This is a genomic window from Dyadobacter sp. HNCC25DJ187, from assembly GCF_056895255.1.
This window is the reverse complement of record NZ_JBXHAT010000003.1, coordinates 181,269-200,083: the sequence shown is the minus strand read 5'-3', so window position 1 is coordinate 200,083 and position 18,815 is coordinate 181,269. Positions and strand designations below refer to the sequence as shown.

At 42.0% G+C, this 18,815-nt stretch carries 15 protein-coding genes; 6 read left to right on the top strand and 9 right to left on the bottom strand.

The annotated features are described in order from the left end of the window. The first annotated feature begins 18 nt into the window (after window positions 1-18). Entirely contained in the window at window positions 19-2,652 is a 2,634-nt protein-coding gene (locus AC1XUE_RS22120) for a valine--tRNA ligase (RefSeq protein ID WP_483358191.1), read from the top strand. 93 nt (window positions 2,653-2,745) lie between these two features. On the opposite strand, the gene AC1XUE_RS22115 is transcribed toward AC1XUE_RS22120, so the two are convergent. The 3 genes from AC1XUE_RS22115 to AC1XUE_RS22105 all read right to left on the bottom strand — a co-directional run bounded on the left by AC1XUE_RS22115 (window position 2,746) and on the right by AC1XUE_RS22105 (window position 8,243). After that, window positions 2,746-3,447, bottom strand: coding sequence for a hypothetical protein (locus AC1XUE_RS22115; protein ID WP_483358190.1), 702 nt, complete (start codon window positions 3,445-3,447; stop codon window positions 2,746-2,748). Between the two features lie 219 nt (window positions 3,448-3,666). Beyond that, window positions 3,667-6,555, bottom strand: a complete 2,889-nt coding sequence (gene gcvP / locus AC1XUE_RS22110; protein ID WP_483358189.1) for an aminomethyl-transferring glycine dehydrogenase — start codon at window positions 6,553-6,555, stop codon at window positions 3,667-3,669. 431 nt (window positions 6,556-6,986) lie between these two features. Further along, window positions 6,987-8,243 (bottom strand): metallophosphoesterase, encoded by a 1,257-nt coding sequence (locus AC1XUE_RS22105; protein ID WP_483358188.1) that lies wholly within the window; start codon window positions 8,241-8,243, stop codon window positions 6,987-6,989. 200 nt (window positions 8,244-8,443) lie between these two features. Between AC1XUE_RS22105 and AC1XUE_RS22100 the strand changes: the two genes are divergently transcribed. Beyond that, on the top strand, window positions 8,444-8,665 hold the full coding sequence (locus tag AC1XUE_RS22100) for a hypothetical protein (RefSeq protein WP_483358422.1): 222 nt from the start codon (window positions 8,444-8,446) through the stop codon (window positions 8,663-8,665). On the opposite strand, the gene AC1XUE_RS22095 is transcribed toward AC1XUE_RS22100, so the two are convergent. Further along, a complete protein-coding gene (locus AC1XUE_RS22095) occupies window positions 8,658-9,218 on the bottom strand; it encodes a YqgE/AlgH family protein (RefSeq protein ID WP_483358187.1) in 561 nt (186 codons plus the stop codon). The two genes, AC1XUE_RS22100 and AC1XUE_RS22095, sit on opposite strands and share 8 nt — an antisense overlap. A 131-nt stretch (window positions 9,219-9,349) precedes the next feature. Between AC1XUE_RS22095 and AC1XUE_RS22090 the strand changes: the two genes are divergently transcribed. Beyond that, window positions 9,350-9,874, top strand: a complete 525-nt coding sequence (locus tag AC1XUE_RS22090) for a gamma carbonic anhydrase family protein (RefSeq protein WP_483358186.1) — start codon at window positions 9,350-9,352, stop codon at window positions 9,872-9,874. On the opposite strand, the gene AC1XUE_RS22085 is transcribed toward AC1XUE_RS22090, so the two are convergent. Both AC1XUE_RS22085 and AC1XUE_RS22080 read right to left on the bottom strand, forming a co-directional pair. Then, window positions 9,871-10,500, bottom strand: a complete 630-nt coding sequence (locus AC1XUE_RS22085; RefSeq protein ID WP_483358185.1) for a DedA family protein — start codon at window positions 10,498-10,500, stop codon at window positions 9,871-9,873. The two genes, AC1XUE_RS22090 and AC1XUE_RS22085, sit on opposite strands and share 4 nt — an antisense overlap. A 46-nt stretch (window positions 10,501-10,546) precedes the next feature. Further along, on the bottom strand, window positions 10,547-12,430 hold the full coding sequence (locus AC1XUE_RS22080) for an ABC-F family ATP-binding cassette domain-containing protein (protein ID WP_483358184.1): 1,884 nt from the start codon (window positions 12,428-12,430) through the stop codon (window positions 10,547-10,549). A 137-nt stretch (window positions 12,431-12,567) separates the two neighbouring features. Between AC1XUE_RS22080 and AC1XUE_RS22075 the strand changes: the two genes are divergently transcribed. Both AC1XUE_RS22075 and AC1XUE_RS22070 read left to right on the top strand, forming a co-directional pair. Continuing rightward, the gene (locus AC1XUE_RS22075) at window positions 12,568-13,551 is read left to right on the top strand and encodes a formylglycine-generating enzyme family protein (RefSeq protein ID WP_483358183.1); all 984 of its coding nucleotides are present in this window, start codon (window positions 12,568-12,570) and stop codon (window positions 13,549-13,551) included. 32 nt (window positions 13,552-13,583) lie between these two features. Further along, window positions 13,584-14,927, top strand: coding sequence for a Gfo/Idh/MocA family protein (locus tag AC1XUE_RS22070; protein ID WP_483358182.1), 1,344 nt, complete (start codon window positions 13,584-13,586; stop codon window positions 14,925-14,927). A 59-nt stretch (window positions 14,928-14,986) separates the two neighbouring features. Here the strand turns inward: AC1XUE_RS22070 and AC1XUE_RS22065 are convergent, their stop codons facing one another. From AC1XUE_RS22065 to AC1XUE_RS22055, 3 genes are read right to left on the bottom strand one after another with little or no spacing between them, the layout of a single operon-like run. Continuing rightward, on the bottom strand, window positions 14,987-15,973 hold the full coding sequence (locus tag AC1XUE_RS22065) for an FAD:protein FMN transferase (RefSeq protein WP_483358181.1): 987 nt from the start codon (window positions 15,971-15,973) through the stop codon (window positions 14,987-14,989). Beyond that, on the bottom strand, window positions 15,970-17,046 hold the full coding sequence (gene aroC / locus AC1XUE_RS22060; RefSeq protein WP_483358180.1) for a chorismate synthase: 1,077 nt from the start codon (window positions 17,044-17,046) through the stop codon (window positions 15,970-15,972). The genes AC1XUE_RS22065 and aroC overlap by 4 nt, the downstream gene beginning before the upstream one ends. 7 nt (window positions 17,047-17,053) lie before the next feature. Next, the gene (locus AC1XUE_RS22055) at window positions 17,054-18,421 is read right to left on the bottom strand and encodes a BatD family protein (RefSeq protein ID WP_483358179.1); all 1,368 of its coding nucleotides are present in this window, start codon (window positions 18,419-18,421) and stop codon (window positions 17,054-17,056) included. Window positions 18,422-18,551: 130 nt separating this feature from the next. On the opposite strand from AC1XUE_RS22055, the gene AC1XUE_RS22050 reads away from it, so the two are divergent. Then, window positions 18,552-18,758: a hypothetical protein gene (locus AC1XUE_RS22050; protein WP_483358178.1), complete on the top strand. Its 207-nt coding sequence runs from the start codon at window positions 18,552-18,554 to the stop codon at window positions 18,756-18,758. The last annotated feature ends 57 nt before the right edge of the window (window positions 18,759-18,815 follow it).

Below are 18,815 nucleotides of genomic sequence, written 5' to 3'. Positions count from 1 at the left end.
CATTTTATACCTGTAATAATGATTTCCAAAACTTATGCCCCCCAGGAAATAGAGGATAAATGGTATTCCTATTGGCTGGAAAACCGCTTTTTCAATTCCAAACCAAATCCTGATAAGGAGCCGTACACGATCGTCATCCCGCCGCCTAACGTAACGGGCGTGTTGCATATGGGGCACATGCTTAACAACACCATTCAGGATATTCTGGTTAGAAAAGCACGGATGGAAGGCAAAGAAGCGTGCTGGGTTCCCGGAACGGATCATGCATCTATTGCTACGGAAGCGAAAGTGGTAGCTATGCTTAAAGAAAGAGGGATAAGCAAGAAAGACCTGACCCGTGATGAATTTCTTGAATATTGCTGGGAATGGACGCATAAATACGGAGGTATTATCTTGCAGCAGCTTCGCAAACTGGGTGCTTCCTGCGACTGGGATCGTACGCGTTTCACGATGGAGCCGGATCTGTACGATTCTGTCATTGACGTTTTTATTGACCTTTACAATAAAGGTGATATATACCGCGGACATCGTATGGTGAACTGGGATCCTCAGGCACGCACTACGGTCTCTGACGAAGAGGTGATCATGAAAGAGGTGAACCAGAAGCTGGTTTATCTTAAATACGAATTGGTAGGGGCAGAGGGTGAAGGACAAGGGGTGGTTGTGGCTACGACGCGACCGGAGACGATCATGGCCGATGTTGCGATTTGTGTGAATCCGAACGACGAACGTTACCAGCATCTGATTGGTAAGCAGGTTCTGATACCGCTGATCAAAAGAGCTATTCCTGTGATCGCAGATGATTATGTAGAAATTGAATTTGGTACAGGATGCCTTAAGGTAACACCTGCACACGATACCAATGACTATGAATTGGGTAAACGCCATAATCTGCCGATTATCGATTTACTGAATGAAGACGGAACACTGAATGAAAAGGCGCAGATTCTGATTGGAGAAGAGCGCTTTATTGCTCGTAAGAAGATCATCAAGTTACTGGAAGAATCAGGAGATCTGGTAAAAGTGGAAGAATACCGTTCAAACGTAGGCCATTCAGAAAGAACTGATTCTGTGATTGAACCACGCCTTTCGGAGCAATGGTTTTTGAGGATGGAGAAAATCAGTAAGCCGGCACTGGACAATGTAATGAATGACACCGTTCAGCTGATTCCTGCTAAGTTCAAAAATACCTACCGTCACTGGATGGAAAATGTGCGCGACTGGAATATCAGCCGCCAATTATGGTGGGGTCATCGTATTCCTGCTTTTTACCTGAAAGACGGAACACTGATTGTTGCTAAAAACAAACGTGAAGCATTACGCAAAGCACAACACGAGTATCAGCTTTTTGCTTTAACTGAAGAAGATATCACACAGGATCCTGATGTATTGGATACCTGGTTCTCATCATGGCTATGGCCAATTTCAGTTTTCAATGGAATTAAAGAACCGGATAATGCTGATGTAAATTATTATTACCCCACAAACGATCTCGTAACAGCTCCTGAAATTCTCTTTTTTTGGGTAGCACGTATGATCATTGCAGGTTATGAATACAAAGGCACGTATCCTTTCAAAAACGTATACCTTACTGGAATTGTACGGGATAAACAGGGACGCAAGATGTCTAAATCTTTAGGCAACTCACCAGATCCCATAGATCTGATCAACAAACATGGTGCTGATGGTGTACGTACGGGTATGCTTTTTAGTTCGCAGGCGGGTAATGATTTACCATATGACGATAAACTGGTAGAACAGGGACGTAACTTCTGTAATAAAATATGGAATGCATTCAGGCTCGTGAAAGGATGGGAGGTTGATAGCCATTTAACCGTACCACAGGGTTCGGATCTTGCAGTGAAATGGTTTGAAAGCAAATTGAATGTAACGCTTACCGAAGTACAAGATCATTTTGAAAAATTCCGCATATCGGATGCTCTAAACTCCGTGTACAAACTCATCTGGGATGACTTCTGCGCACAATATCTGGAGATGATTAAGCCAGGTTATGAGCAGCCTATTGATCAGCAAACATTCGAAGCGACACTGGATTTCTTCGACCGTCTGATGAGATTGGCGCACCCGTTTATGCCCTTTATCAGTGAAGAAATCTGGCAGAATATCAGAGAAAGAGGAGCGAATGAATCTATTTGTATCGCAGAGTTTCCAAAATCCGGAAACACTGATACAGCGCTGCTAAATGATTTTGATATTCTCTTTGAACTGGTATCAGGAATAAGAAACATTCGTAATTCGAAAAACTTAAGTCCAAAAACAGCACTTCCACTTGCTATCCGTACGGATTCAAAAGAGAGGTATGAAAATCTGGCAGAACTGATTACCAAACTAGCATTCATAGAGCACATTCATTTTATAGATGAAGAAGCTGAAGGTACATCGTTCCGTGTGAAGTCTGACGAATTCTTTGTGAACCTGGCAGATGAAATAGATGTAGAAACAGAACGTGAAAACTTACAGAAAGAGCTTGAATACACGCAGGGTTTCCTTAACTCAGTAATCAAAAAGCTTTCTAACGAACGTTTTGTTCAAAATGCGAAAGGCGATATCGTTGAAAAGGAACGTCAGAAACAAGCGGATGCAGAAGCAAAAATTGTAACACTGAAAGAGGCTTTGATCAGATTGAAGTAAAAGTGATTCAATATGTAAAAGAGGTGTATCGGAATTATTTTCGGTACACCTCTTTTATTTGCTATAACTGATACAAATGAAGTTGATCAAAAGTTATAAACTACTGGCAAACTCCAAAGTTTTTACGATCTCCTTCGGATTAGAAAATTCTACTTTGTTTGCTCTCAAATATTCATTCAATGCTTTTTTATGTCGAGGAAATACTTTGACCAAATTCCCCTTTGTAGCCAAATGGATATCTCTGTTCTGATCCAGAAAAAAATAGACAAAACGCTTTTTTAAAAATACCTTATCACTACCCTCCAATGCTTGCGGCTGACCATTACTATTAACGAATGAAGAATAAGTGGATATGGCTGATGTAGAGCTGTATTGATTATAGGCAGCATACCGCTCAACACCATTAGTTCCCAAAATTTGCTTCTCCGCCAAACTAACTTTCTTATAACCAGCTACTTTCTTCACATGACCATGATGTGGATAATAGTAAAAAGTATCTGCAGCAATGGTTATTTTGTCCATGAAATTTTTGTCATTCAATATCAGCGTGTCATTTTTAGAATCCACAAACTGAATCTCTCCGTGAGGAAGACTGTAATTCAATTTCGCATTTACAACACGGCCATTCCTGAAATATACTTTTCCATCGAGAAAGGAAGGATAACTGAATCTCTCAGAATAATGAAGTGCCTTTGTAATATCTGATCCGTTTTTTACCTTCATTTCGTTACTTACATTTTGCGCGCTGCCGCATATATGAAAGTTAAGGAATAAGAAAATAGCTACATATCTCATATTGTCAGGGGTTTATGCCGTAAAGCGAAAGAGCAGAATATTTTACTTTTCAATACCTCTTGTTATGCCATCATACATCAATATAACGAAAAAAGTATTTCGGTTACATATTATCGTTTACAACTATTTTTAACTATTCCCGTTAAATTCTACCTGGCACAAAAAACAAAGGTGCCGGCTTTCAAAGAAACCGACACCTTCAAAAAGAATATTTAACTTCTACTCCGCATCTGCATAAGCTTCAACAGGAATACATGAACAAATCAGGTTACGATCACCATAGGCGCTGTCAACACGACTTACGCTTGGCCAGAACTTATTGAAACGCAAATGAGGAAGTGGGAATACAGCTTTCTCACGGCTGTATGAACGGCTCCAATCTTCACTCATTACCACACGTGATGTATGAGGTGCGTTTTTCAAAACGTTATCCACACGATCCGCAGTACCTTCTTCTACTTCTCTGATCTCATTTCTGATCGAAATCATCGTGTCGCAGAAACGATCCAGTTCTGCCTTGGATTCTGACTCCGTAGGTTCGATCATCAAAGTTCCCGCAACCGGGAATGATAATGTCGGAGCGTGGAATCCATAATCCATCAAACGTTTTGCAATATCTTCAGCTTCTACGCCGGCAGCCTTAAACGGCCTACAATCCAGGATCATTTCGTGTGCACAACGACCATTGGTACCTGTATAAAGTACTTCGTAGTGTCCGTTAAGACGTTCCTTTATATAATTGGCATTCAAAATTGCATATTTGGTCGCGTTAGTAAGCCCGTCGCCACCCATCATAGCAATGTATGCATAAGAGATGGTCAGGATACTTGCGCTACCGTAAGGAGCTGCCGAAACCGCACCCGCTTCACCAGCAGGAAGATGCTCAGGCTGAATGCTGAAATTAACGTGACCAGGCAGGAATGGCATTAAATGCTCGGCCACACCAATCGGACCAACACCAGGACCTCCTCCACCATGAGGAATGCAGAAGGTTTTATGCAGGTTCAGGTGGCATACGTCAGCACCGATCGTAGCCGGGCTCGTAAGACCCACCTGTGCGTTCATATTGGCACCATCCATATAAACCTGTCCTCCGTGTGAATGTATCATTGAACAGATTTCAATGATACTCTCTTCATATACACCGTGTGTAGACGGATAAGTTACCATTAAGCATGACAGTTCATTACTGTATTGTTCTGCCTTGGCTGTCAAATCAGCTACATCAATATTACCGCGCTCATCACACTTCGTTACAACCACTTTCATACCCGCCATTACAGCAGACGCCGGGTTCGTTCCATGGGCAGAAGAAGGGATCAATACTACATTACGGTGGAAATCACCGCGACTTTCATGGTAAGCTCTGATCGCCATCAAACCGGCATATTCTCCCTGTGCACCTGAGTTAGGCTGGAATGACATGGCTGCAAAACCAGTAATCTCACACAGCCAGATATTCAGTTCGCTCACCAGTTGTGCGTAACCTCCCACCTGATTCGTTGGTGCAAACGGATGTATCGCGCCAAATTCCGGCCAGGTAAGTGGTATCATTTCAGCAGTTGCGTTCAACTTCATCGTGCAGCTTCCCAATGAAATCATGGAATGAACCAATGAAAGATCCTTATTTTCCAGCATTTTCAGGTAACGAAGCATTTCGTGTTCCGTATGATGCTCGTTAAAAACAGGATGTGTCAAAAATTCCGACTTTCTTTCTATATCCTCTGGAATAGATAATTCCATGTCTTCATCGATTACCAGTTCACCCTGGAATCCAGACACCTCCGCAAATACATTTAGAATTGCTATCACATCGTCGAATGACTTGGCTTCGTCAAATGATACACCAATTGTTTCATCACTGTTATATCTCAAATTGATACCCCACTTCTCTGCCTGTTCCCGTACTTTTTTGCTCAGCGGAGTCTGAATGGTAACGGTATCAAAATAACGATCTGTAAGTACCGTATAATTGAACTTACGCAATGTTTCAACAAACAGATGTGTAAGTCCATGTACCCGTGCTGCAATTGCCTTTATGCCCTTAGGTCCGTGATATACGGAATAGGCTCCTGCAATGACAGCCAGTAATACCTGTGCAGTACATATATTAGAAGTAGCTTTCTCACGACGAATGTGCTGTTCACGTGTTTGAAGCGCCATCCTTAAAGCTGAATTTCCTTCTGCATCAACAGAGATTCCAATGATACGTCCCGGAATATTTCTTTTGAAAGATTCTTTAGTTGCGAAAAATGCAGCGTGCGGTCCACCGTAGCCCATGGGAACGCCAAAGCGCTGGGAGGATCCTACAACCACGTCGGCCCCCATTTCACCTGGTGATTTAAGCAAAGCCAGAGCAAGTAAATCTGCTGCAACAGCGACGGACAGATTCTGGTCGTGCGCTGCGGCAATGAAATCGGTATAATCGATAACCTCTCCGTTGGTAGCAGGATACTGTACCAGCACACCATACAGATTATCATCCGTAAGATCCACAGTCGCATGATTACCCACAATCACGTCAATCCCGATTGGCTTGGCCCTTGTATAGATCAGGTCGATGGTTTGCGGATGGCATAATTCAGAAACAAAAAACGTATTTGCCTTTTTTCTGGAAGCAGGACGTAGTCCATGTAGCATGGTCATTGCTTCAGCAGCAGCTGTTGCTTCATCCAAAAGAGAAGCGTTCGCGATTTCCATTCCAGTAAGATCTGTAATCACGGTCTGAAAATTCAATAGCATTTCAAGTCTTCCCTGCGCTATTTCAGCTTGGTAAGGCGTGTAAGCGGTGTACCAGGCCGGATTTTCAAGAATATTGCGAAGAATTACGTTGGGAGTGATGGTGTCGTAATAGCCAGCACCGATGTAGGATTTCAGAATTGCATTTTTACGGGCAATTTTTCTGATTCCTTGCAGAAACTCCTGCTCAGTTTTGGCTTTTGGTAAATTCAGTGGTTTAGGCAAACGGATAGCTGATGGAAGCGTCTGGTCTATCAGTTCATCCAGAGAAGCCACCCCAACAGTAGACAACATTTCCTGTAATTCCGATTCATCTTTTCCATGATGACGGCTTTCGAATTTGTCTTGGCTGCGAAGATTAATTTTCATCTAACTTTTGGTCTAACAAGGCCGTTAATAAGTGGTTATAAAGTACAAAAGTAAGCAAAACCAATCAAATCTTTCAGAGATTGATAGTAATGCTTACTCTTGAATATGTACAAAAATGACAGAAAAACGGCGGATTAATGATTTGGGCATCCGCAGTCGCTCTTTCGCTTGAATATTCCCAGTATTTTTTTGGATTTGGGCTTTTTATACCCCTTAAATTTCTTTTTCTTTTTTCCAAAAAGTTCAGACTTCGCTGCTGCCGGAGACGCGTTTACAGTATTTATTCCGGATATACTCACCGAAAAAATCAACAGTAGGAGGAGACAGATATTTTTTTTCATAATTCTTATCCTGATATAAACTAACAGATATACATTTTAACGCTATGAATCATGACACAGTATATATCTGATTCTAAGAGAGAAGAAATTTTACGCTTTCACCAATTCAAGAATGGTTATCTCAGGCAATATACCCACCCGACCAGGATACCCCAGGTAGCCGAAGCCACGATTCACATAAAGATACTGGTTATTTTCTTCATACAAACCTGCCCATTGTTTGTAGCGATATTGAACCGGACTCCATTTCAGCTTACCTATCTCCACACCAAACTGCATTCCATGTGTATGCCCGGCGAAAGCGATATCTATGTCTTTATACTTTGGAAGCACCTGGGCCTGCCAGTGACTGGGATCATGGGAAAGTAATATTTTTACCGGATAATCTTCTGTGTTCTGATACGCCTTTTCCAGGTTACCATATTTCGCAAAATTCCCAGCTCCCCAGTTCTGAATCCCGACCAACCCGATTTCTTCTCCATCTACCCTAATAGCACGATTTTCGTCCAGCATCAGATTCCATCCCAATAGCTGATGTGCCCTTTTCAAGTCTGCCAGGTTTTGCATTTTTTCTTGAGGCGTTGCCCATTGAAAATAGTCGCCGTAATCATGATTCCCTAAAACGGAATGAACACCAAGTGGTGCTTTCACTTTATCGAAAATATTGATATAGTCTCTGACCTCACTCGCGCGATCATTGACCAGATCGCCCGTGAAAAAAGCAATATCCGGCTTCTCCTTCATCAGCATTTCCACTCCTCCTTTCACGGCCGTTTTATTGAAGAAACTACCTGAATGTATATCCGACAACTGTGCTATCTTAATCCCATCAAACTGCTTTGGGAGGTTTGCCAGTGGCACGCGCACTCTGCGAATACGGTAGTCATGTGCTCCTGAAATGATTCCGAATGCAAAAGTGCCCATCAGACCTGCACCTGCTACTACGGCAGTTTTTGCGAGGAACTCAGATCGTGGAATTGTAGGCTCGCCTGTTTCGGGAGAAGGCACCGCTGCAGATGGATAGAAGAAGCTAACGATCCATTGGAAAAATCTGCGGATGTCGTCGACAAAAAGTATCACAACAGCCAGCAATTTTGAAAGATAGGGAATGGCGATAAAAGCAAAAATAAATGTGCGGGCAGTACGACCGAAGAAATCCGGGGGAAGAAGTTGCATGGCAACATACGCAAGTAGCGTGAGTGACGTGAAAACCCAGTATGCGCCACCTATGTAGCGTTGTACGGCTGGCGATAAATTACGAATTGCCAGTCTGAGGCCTTGCCATACATACCAGTCTATTGCAACAAGAATGAATGTCAGTAATATAAAAAAGAATGCTCGGTTCATTTTAAAGAAAAAAATCTATACATATCACTGCCTAACATTTCCCGTAATCTTCCCGTTCACCGCATGATTCAATTGAGGAACCATCTTGCATAAACGGTCAAACGAAAGCTTCAAACGGATGAATGATGATCTCAATGGCAAAAGTGTTTACTTTTGCACAGAAATCAGTAGCAATACGACCACCATTTAACCGCTATTTTATGCCGGAGTTTGATTTTAAAAGATACCACATCAGATCTATGAATGCAGGTTCTGACTTGGAGCGTGCTGAGATCAATCAGGAGTTGAAGGATTTGTACAGCAACCTGTCTGATCAGGATAAAGAAACTTTTAATGCACAACTGCAAAAGTTTCTTACGACTGAGGTAGCAAGGATAAAATCTGACTATGAATCAGTTAACGGATTAAATCAACCTAATTAAGCCGGGGATCAGTAGGATAGTGAGCAATAGAACGATACTCCCCACCCATGCTTTTCAATATTTCTCGCCAGAAATCTCCGGGCAATGTATCAAAAATGAAGTTGGATGATGTATTGGTTACAATCCATGACTCCAGATTCAGCTCATCTTCCAGCTGCCCTCCGCTCCAACCGGAGTAGCCGATAAAAAATCTAACATCATCCTGTGATATTGTGTTCATGTTGATGAGGGTCTGCAAATGTGCAAAATCTCCACCCCAAAAAACATCTTTCATAATCTCTGCTCCACCTGAAATGAGATCAGGACGCCGATGAATGAAATGCAGGGTATTTTTTTCTACCGGCCCGCCCAGGTGAAGCGGAATATCCTGATATATAGTCTCTTCAAGCACATCTCCCAAAAACAGATCTGTTACCTGATTAAGTACAAATCCAAAGCTTCCGGGCGCTTCATGTTCACACATCAGTATTACTCCCCGTTCGAAGTTGGGATCGCCCAAAAATGGTTTTGCTATCAGCAAGCTGCCTTTTGTAACGGATTTGAAAGACGGCATAATCAGTAGAATATGTTTAATTCATCAACTAAATATATTTAAATTCGGCAACATTTATTAGTTTGTATCCATTACCACAGCGCTTTCGGAGAATTAAATACCTGTCACCGAAGGATAACCAATAAAAAATTATGCCTTTAATCAAGTCTGTTCGTGGAAAGAGTCCTGCCTTTGGAAAAGATTGCTGGTTTGCAGAAAATGCTACCATTGTAGGAGATGTAGAAATGGGAGAGAATTGTACAGTATGGTTCAATGCCGTAATCCGTGGTGATGTGAACAGCATCCGTATTGGTAATTATTCGAATGTTCAGGATGGAGCTGTCATTCACTGCACCTATCAACGTTTTGAAACGACAATAGGGAATTATGTTTCTGTTGCTCATAATGCAATAGTTCACGGCTGTACCATTGAAGACCATGTCTTAATTGGTATGGGTTCTATTGTCATGGACGGAGCCGTCATTGGCACAGGCTCTATTGTAGCGGCGGGAGCAATTGTTACCCAGGGTACCAAAGTTCCCCCGGGGACAATTTATGCAGGTAATCCGGCAAAATACCTGAAAGATGTTTCGCCGGAACTAAATGCAGCTATTGACAGGACTGCCAATAACTACATCACGTATTCCGGATGGTTCAGGGAAGAGGAACAAAGCTAGTTCACTTCTTTTCTTGCATTCAAATATCCTTTAATTACGGTGAATGTAGTAATAGCCAGGAAGAAAATAATTATGTATTCAACATAGTTGACAATGTTAGGGAATCGTTCTCCAAAAAGATAACCGCCTCCTGTTAGAAGCAATATCCATATAATCGCACCAGAAACATTATTAATCAAAAACGAAACAAAAGGCATCCGTACGAGTCCTGCTAAAATGGGAGCAAATGTTCTGACAATCGGAAGAAAACGACTCACGATTAAAGTTCTGCTCCCATATTTATCAAAATACTTTCTCGTCGTCTCCAAATGTTTCTTTTTGAAAAACAGGGAATCCGGCCGGTTCTCAAATATATCTCCAAAATACTTCCCAAAAATGTAGCCTACCAATGAGCCCAGAATCGCTGCGGTGATCATGCAAATGAGCAGAATTCCGATAGGTACATCTAAAATGCCTGTCCCACAAAATACGCCGGCTAAAAAAACGAGATAATCCCCGGGAAGGAAAAAAGCAAAAAATAAACCGTTCTCAGCGAAAACAATAAAGGTAATAACCATTAATCCACCAGTGCGGATGATCTCCTCTGAATTGAGTATATATTGAAAAAACTCCGTGATCGAATTCATATGATGAGGTTATTATGGGTTAACATCTTTAGTTGTCGGATGCATGTCACAAACTTTCCGAAAGTTCCAGCCAACGCATTTCCTTCTCCGACTGGCTGTTTGTCAGAGCTTCAATTTCCATAGACCAGTTGGTTACCTCTACATGAGACCCACCCTTGTTGATTTTATCAAGCAACTGTGTTTTTTTCTTCTCTATCTGAGCCATTTCAACTTCCAGCGTTTCCAGTTCTCGCTGCTCTTTGAAACTTAATTTCCGTTTTGCCGGTGCCTCAACTTTTGGAGCTGCTACTGGTGCAGCAACCGGTTCTGGCTTGGAAGCTTTTCCTGATTCAGCGAGTTTTTTTTCTGCTTCCTGTATATCCTGATAGTCTCTCAGTTCAGTATAATTCCCTGGAAAATCACTGATACGCCCCTCTCCTTCAAATACGAAGATATGCTCTACAAGTCTGTCAAGGAAATACCTGTCGTGGGAAACGATGAGCAAACATCCTGAAAAATTAAAAAGGAACTCTTCCAGTACGTTCAACGTCGCGATATCCAGATCATTGGTAGGCTCATCCAGAATCAGGAAATTAGGCTGTTTGATCAATATAAGAAGAAGCTGTAACCTACGCTTTTCTCCTCCGCTCAGCTTCGAAATAAAATCATATTGTTTGGATGGTGAGAACAAAAATGCCTGAAGCAGGTTCGTTACAGTTACCGTTTCTCCTGTACCGAGCTGAACGACTTCCGCCACATCTTTGACTATATCAATCACACGCTGACTTTCATTAAAAACAAGGTCGGACTGCTTATAATAGCCAAACTGAACAGTTTCTCCGGTATCAATTTTACCTGAATCCGGCTGCAATTCTCCCGTGATCATATTCAGCAGAGTTGATTTACCCATACCGTTTTGACCTACAATTCCAATTCTATCACCTCTGCGGAAAGTATATTCGAAATTTTTGATCAATTGGCGGTCACCAAATCCTTTGCTGACGTTCTCCATCTCAATGATCTTACTTCCCAATCTTGAAGTACGAACATTGAGCTCCATCTGCACATCGAACTTCTTCTGGCTTGCCTTCTCTTTTAGCTCTTCAAAAGCATCTACACGGTATTTTGCCTTTGTTCCTCTGGCTTTGGGCTGACGACGGATCCAATCGAGCTCCTTACGCATCAGGTTTCTTGCCTTTTCAATACCTGCTGCTTCCATTTCCTCACGCTCAGCCTTCTTTTCGAGAAAATACGAATAATTCCCTTTATAGCTATACGCCGATCCGTGATCCAGTTCAAGCACCTGATTACAAACCGTATCCAAGAAGTATCTGTCGTGCGTTACCACCAAAATCGTGGTATTCGACGTATTGAGGTATTCTTCAAGCCATTCCACAGTAGCAAGGTCAAGGTGGTTGGTTGGTTCATCCAAAATCAACAACTCCGGATCTTCGAGAAGAATTTTAGCTAAAGCTACCCGCTTACGCTGTCCTCCGGAAAGTGTTCCATACAGATTTTCGGTGTTGTGAATACCTAAGCGCCCCAAAACCTCCTTCGTTCTGTATTCAAAATCCCATGCATTGTACTTGTCCATATCTTCCATCACAGATGCCAGTTCGTCGTGGTTATCTGTTTCGATGGCGTGCTCATATTTTTTCACAGTTTGAGCAACCGGATTATTGGACGAGAATATGACTTCCAGGATGGGCAATGACTCATCGAAAGAGGGACTCTGATCCAGATATCCGACACGAATGTCCTTCCGTACACTCACAGATCCCTCATCGGTAGGAATTTTTCCTGTAAGGATATTCAGAAATGTTGTTTTGCCGGTTCCGTTGGTTCCGATCAATGCAATTTTATCTCCTCTGCTGATACCAAAACTTATATTTTTAAACAGCCATCTATCTCCGAAAGACTTGGCCACATTTTCTGCTGAAAGGTAATTCATAATCAAATTTATAATTCTGTGTCACAAAGTTAGAACAGATATTAAACATCAAAGAAAAAATTCGGTTTCATACGGTAAATACCATAATATTGCTCCTTCTATTTTGTTATAATGTTCCATAGAACACATTGTTAATCATGTACAAAAAATTCCTTTACCTAATCCCATCTTTGATTTTTTCCAATGCCATTGCCCAGAAAGCTGATTTCAAAAATTACACACAAAAAATTGGTGGTAGCGCTCAGGTTTATGATATGGTAGCTATTCCTGGTGGTGAGTATACCATGGGAAGCCCAAAAACTGAAAAAAGTCGTCGCGACGACGAAGGTCCCCAGCACAAAGTGAAACTTGAACCCTTCTGGATTGGGAAGTATGAAGTGATCTGGGATATATATGATTTGTACGCTTTCAAAAATATGGAAAAGGAAATGGCATTGCGCCACCCGGATCCTGAAAAAAGCGTTGCCAAAACCGACGCCAGTACAAGACCTAGTCCTCCATATGTTGATATGTCTTTTGGTATGGGCCGTGAAGGTTACCCTGCTATTAATATGACGCAATATGCAGCCATTCATTTTTGCAAGTGGTTATATGAAAAGACAGGTGTGTTTTACCGCCTTCCTACAGAAGCTGAATGGGAATATGCGTGCCGTGCCGGAAGTACAACGGCATATTCGTTCGGTGATGATGCTTCCAAATTGGGAGAATACGCATGGTTTACTAAAAACAGTGATGCATCGTATAAAAAAATCGGGCAGAAAAAGCCTAATGCATGGGGACTTTATGACATGCACGGTAATGTGATGGAGTGGACGCTGGACCAGTATATACCCGACTATTATGCTAAAAAACCGAAAGGAGAGGCTTTTGCACCTGTAACGGAACTATATCCAACCACCGCAAGAGGTGGCTCATGGGACGACGAACCGGACAATTTGAGAAGTGCGGCACGTACTCCTTCAAAACCTGAGTGGAAGGTATTAGATCCGCAATTACCTAAAAGCGAATGGTGGATGACAAGTGCTTCTTTTGTAGGTTTCCGTTTGGTACGCCCTGTAAAAGTACCTTCGGCTGAAGAGATCAAAGCATACTATAATCCACCACTGATTGAAGACTATTGAAAAACCTAAAAAACTCTTAATCTCTAATAATTATGGAACAAAATCGACGTGATTTCCTTAAAGTTTCCAGTTTGTTTGCTGGTACTGCTTTATTGAATCCTTTGAAAGGACACGGCTTTAACAGTGCTGTAGACGAAACTATTAAAGTTGCCCTTATTGGCTGCGGTGGACGCGGAACAGGGGCTGCGGCTCAGGCATTGAGCACGACACAAAACGTTCAGATCGTAGCAATGGCCGATGCGTTTAAAGACAGACTTGACCAGGCATACAATAGCCTGACTCAAAAAAAGTATAAAAATGCTTCGGGCGCGGCTGTAGACACTAAGCTAAAAGTAAACGTTCCTGATGATCGCAAGTTCGTAGGTTTTGATGCTTTCAAAAAGGCTATTGCACTTAAAGATGTGGATGTAGTCATTCTGGCAACGCCTCCCGGCTTCCGTCCTTCGCATTTCGAGGAAGCGGTGAAAAATAATAAGCACATTTTCATGGAAAAACCGGTGGCTACAGATGCTCCGGGTATACGTAAAGTGCTCCAGGTTGCAGAGGAAGCTAAGAAAAAGAAGCTGAATGTCGTTGTCGGTTTGCAACGTCATTATCAAAATAACTATTTGCAGGCCATTAAAAGGATTCAGGATGGCGCCATAGGCGACATTGTAGGCGGACAGGTTTACTGGGTAGGAAATAGTCCGTGGATGAAAGAACGCCAGGCTAACCAAACCGAAATGCAATATCAGATGAGAAACTGGTATTACTTTAACTGGCTGTGCGGGGATCATATTTCTGAGCAGCACGTACACAATATTGATGTGGCCAACTGGGTGAAAGGCAGCTACCCCGTATCTATCCAGGGCACCGGCGGACGCCAGGTGCGTACAGGAAAAGCCTATGGTGAGATTTTCGATCACCACATACTTGATATGGTATATGCTGATGGCACTACAATATCAAGCCAATGCCGCCAGTTTGAAGGTACCTGGAATCGTGTGGATGAAGCGTTTGTAGGAACCAAAGGACGTATTGACAGCTTCGACGGAAACAAAACGATTCTGAAAGATTATAAAGGTGGTGTGATTTACCAGCATGATGCAAAAGGTGATGGTAACCCCTATCAGGTAGAGCACGACGAATTGTTTGCAGCGCTCGCAAAAGGAGAATATAAGTTTGCTGATGCCGAGAATGCTGCGAAGAGTACCATGACCGCTATTATGGGACGCATGGCAACCTATTCAGGAAAACTGATTACGTGGAACGAAGCACTTAATTCGGACATTAATCTGTTTCCTGACAAGCTTGCATGGGACGCAAATCCTAAAATCATGCCTGGTCCTGATGGATTATATCCTGTTGCTGTACCAGGTAAAACGGTGGTCATTTAACTGACAGACTTTATTTAGCAATAAAAAACCGGGAGCACTTGTCGTTACTCCCGGTTTTTTTATTGAATCGTATTCCAGCTTTCCTCTTTAGCATCTTTCTGTTCCACCAGCCATACCTTGTTGTCAGGAAACTTGTTCAGGTATTTCTTCCCTTTTTTTATTCCGGAAACGCTGAATGCTGTAGCCAGTGCATCTGCTTCTGTTGCATTCGGAGATATGACTGTCGTCCGAAGATGGAATAACAGCCCTATTCCTGTTTTAGGATCTACAATATGCGAGTACTTCTTGCCTTCGTATTCCAGATAACGGTAAGTTGGCCCAGATGTAGCTATACCGACATTGGAATAAATAATTGTCTGAATCGAATCTTTACCCGTTGAAATTACGATTTTCCAACCTTCCTCTCCGGGCGGCGGATCCATCAGGGCTAATTTCCCTCCAGCATCAATCATGGCACTGGTAATCCCATATTGTTTTAAAACCTTTACGGCTTCGTCAGCGGCAAATCCTTTGCCCAAACCTCCAATGTCAAGGCGCATACCTGTTTTGAGAAGTTTAATCCGGTTTCGGGATTTATCAAACCGAATGTTTCTGTATCCGGTTTTAGCTAAGGCTTCATCAATCGCTTTTTTCCCTGGCAGATACCCCTTTCGGGTTGCTCTTCTCCATTCCTGCACAATCGGGCCTAATGTGGCATCGAACGCACCATCCGTTTTCCTACTGATGCGATCAGATATATACAAAATATCAAAAAGATCTTTACTAACCGGTAACCAATTTGTCGTACCAGATTGGGCAGAAACATGATTAATTTCACTATCATCTCTATAATCACTAAGAGAAGTGTTCAGATCTTCAATTCGCTTAAAAGCACTTTCAGCAGCCAAATTAGCCAAGGAGTCATTAGAAGCATATAAAATGATTCTGAAAGGAGATCCCATCAACCCCCTTTCGAACGTATATCGATTCTGCGAGAAGCTATTTAAAGCTGAAAAAATGCATATGAAGAGCAACAAAGAAATCCGGCATTTAAACTGCCTGATCATGCCTTGCTGGTTTTATTTCTCAAGTAAAAATCGACCAGTACCAAGGCGGCCATCGCTTCAACGATAGGTACCGCTCTGGGAACTACGCATGGATCGTGGCGACCTTTGCCTTGTACGATAGCAATTTCACCGTGCTGATCCACACTTTCCTGATCCTGCATAATGGTAGCAACAGGTTTAAATGCTACTTTGAAATAGATATCTTCACCATTGGAGATTCCACCCTGAATTCCTCCCGAGTAATTGGTACGGGTATGTACCTCACTGTCACCTATAAAAAAAGCATCGTTGTGCTCTGATCCCAGCATAGCAACACCATCAAAGCCGCTTCCATACTCAAAGCCTTTGACTGCATTAATGCTCAACATGGCTTTTCCAAGCTCAGCGTGCAACTTATCGAAAACTGGCTCTCCCCAGCCCGCAGGAACTCCCTGTGCCACACAGCTCACCACACCTCCAATTGAATCACCTTGTTTTCGGATACCATCAATATACTCAAACATTTTTTCCGCCAATTCCGGATCCGGACAGCGTACTGCATTGTTCTCGGTTTCATTGAGGTCCAGCTCTTTATAGTACGTTTCTAATTTGAGTTTCCCGACCTGAGATACATAAGCCTGAATTTTCACTCCTTCACTGGCGAGAATTAGTTTCGCAAGCGCACCAGCGGCTACACGCGCTGCAGTTTCACGAGCCGAACTACGACCTCCGCCACGATAGTCGCGAACACCGTATTTAGCCTGATAAGTATAATCTGCGTGAGACGGACGAAATTGAGCAGCAATATGAGAGTAATCCTTGCTTCTCTGATCTTCATTTCTGATGAGCATGGCAATAGGTGTTCCTGTTGTTACACCTTCAAATACTCCCGAAAGAACTTCAAATTCATCTGCCTCTTTACGCTGTGTGGTAATTCTTGATTGCCCTGGCTTTCTTCTGGTCAGTTCGGACTGAATAAAATCAGTATCGAAGGAAACTCCTGCGGGACACCCCTCAATAATTACTCCAATTCCTGCGCCATGTGACTCTCCGAATGTGGCTATTTTAAATATTTTGCCGTACGTACTTCCCATTTTATATCTACTTTCTGAATACCCAAAACATAGCCATTACCAATACAATGACCACTACATTGGTTAAATTTTTAAAAAAATCCTTATAGCTGAAACTGGTTCGGGTAGTATTTAACCCTTCCAAATTATCATACAAACCTGCAGAACCACTCAAAGATATATTGCCTAGCTTATAATCCTCCCCTTTCACCTGTAATTTCTTTGCGGAGCGCAAAGTGTCATAACGCTCTCTTACCGGATCGAAGTAAATCCATTGAAAATACCTGTTTAAGGGAAAGACTCCATCCTTTCTTGGGACAACAAAATAATCGAATGTCATTTGTCCGGAAACCTGATTATAGCTTCGCTTTATCTCCTGGTTTCTATCAGGCGGGTAGAAGTCCAATGCGGAATTCACTTCTGTAACCGGTGCGGGAATAGCCGCAATATTTCCTATACCCTGAATTTTAAATTCATACCTTACACTTTCCCCGGGGTAAACAAGTGGACTGGAAAGTTTCTCCGAAAGACTATATCTCCCAACCGCGATCTGATCCATTAAAGGGTGAGGTGGTAATGCTCTTACCCGTACTATTGATGCTTTGGATTTAAACGATTTTATAACCTTGTGTTGCACATTCACAGCACTTTTATTATCAACTATCAGCATGCTAAGACTTACTGAAGGCAAAATAACATCCTGCGTAGTAATCGGGAACAACTGTGCCTGGTACATGTTATATTCCGTATACTTTTTCCCTTTGATGCGAATCTGGCGCTTTACGATTTCTTCTATACCTACATTCTCTTCCCAGCAATTTGCAGGTCTGAGTTTTTTCAATATATCCTGCAATTGCCTGTTGAATTCATAAAATTCCATCTGTACTGGAGCCGATTCAGCTATATACAATGAGATGCCTAAGGAAAACCCCTCTCTTACATAAACACTCTTTTTATTAGCTTTCACCGAAAAAAAGACATCCTCACCATTTAAATCTACATCCGGAGTATATTGCTCTTCTTCTGTTTCTTCCATACCGGCCCCTCTTTCCAGGCCAAACGATACGCGTAACCCGTCAGACTTCACTTTTACCCCGTTGATCAACACAATAAAATCCGGAATCTGATATACTCCAATCTTATCTGCGTAATATTCCTGGCTTATAGTTTGAATAAAAACCTTATTTCCGTCAATGGTATTAATGCTGCTCGTGGCAGATTTACTCCGCTTCTCCAGGCCTTTAATGTCAGGAAATATCACCGGTGGCCTGTTTTCAATATCTTTTACTACAACCGATATTATAAATGGATCATTAATAGATAATTCATTCTTCCCAATTTCGATAACCGCTTGCGAAGTTAAATCCTGAGCAAAAGAAATATTTAAAAAACACAAAATTATATTTAATATTACATATAATTTCATTGAGATTTTTCGTTAGCTTTATTAGAAACATCCACACTAATACTTATGAATGCTTATACTTCATGTATGGCAATCCTGAACCACAAAACTACGTAATACTATGGCCTCCATGCTTGAATACATTAAAATTATTCTGCAAAAAGTAAGTTTTGACCGCAGATTGTTTGAAAAGGAGTTAAAGAAAGCCATTAGAATGTTGATGCCAGCTGAAGTTAAAAGACTACAGCTCTGGTGTTATGAACATTATAGCAGTGTCTATTTACCGGTATTGAATAATTGCTTTTTACAATCTTCATCCTTAAGATAGCAACAGTTTTAAAATGAAAGAAGCCTTACCGGTTTATCCGGTAAGGCTTCTTTCATT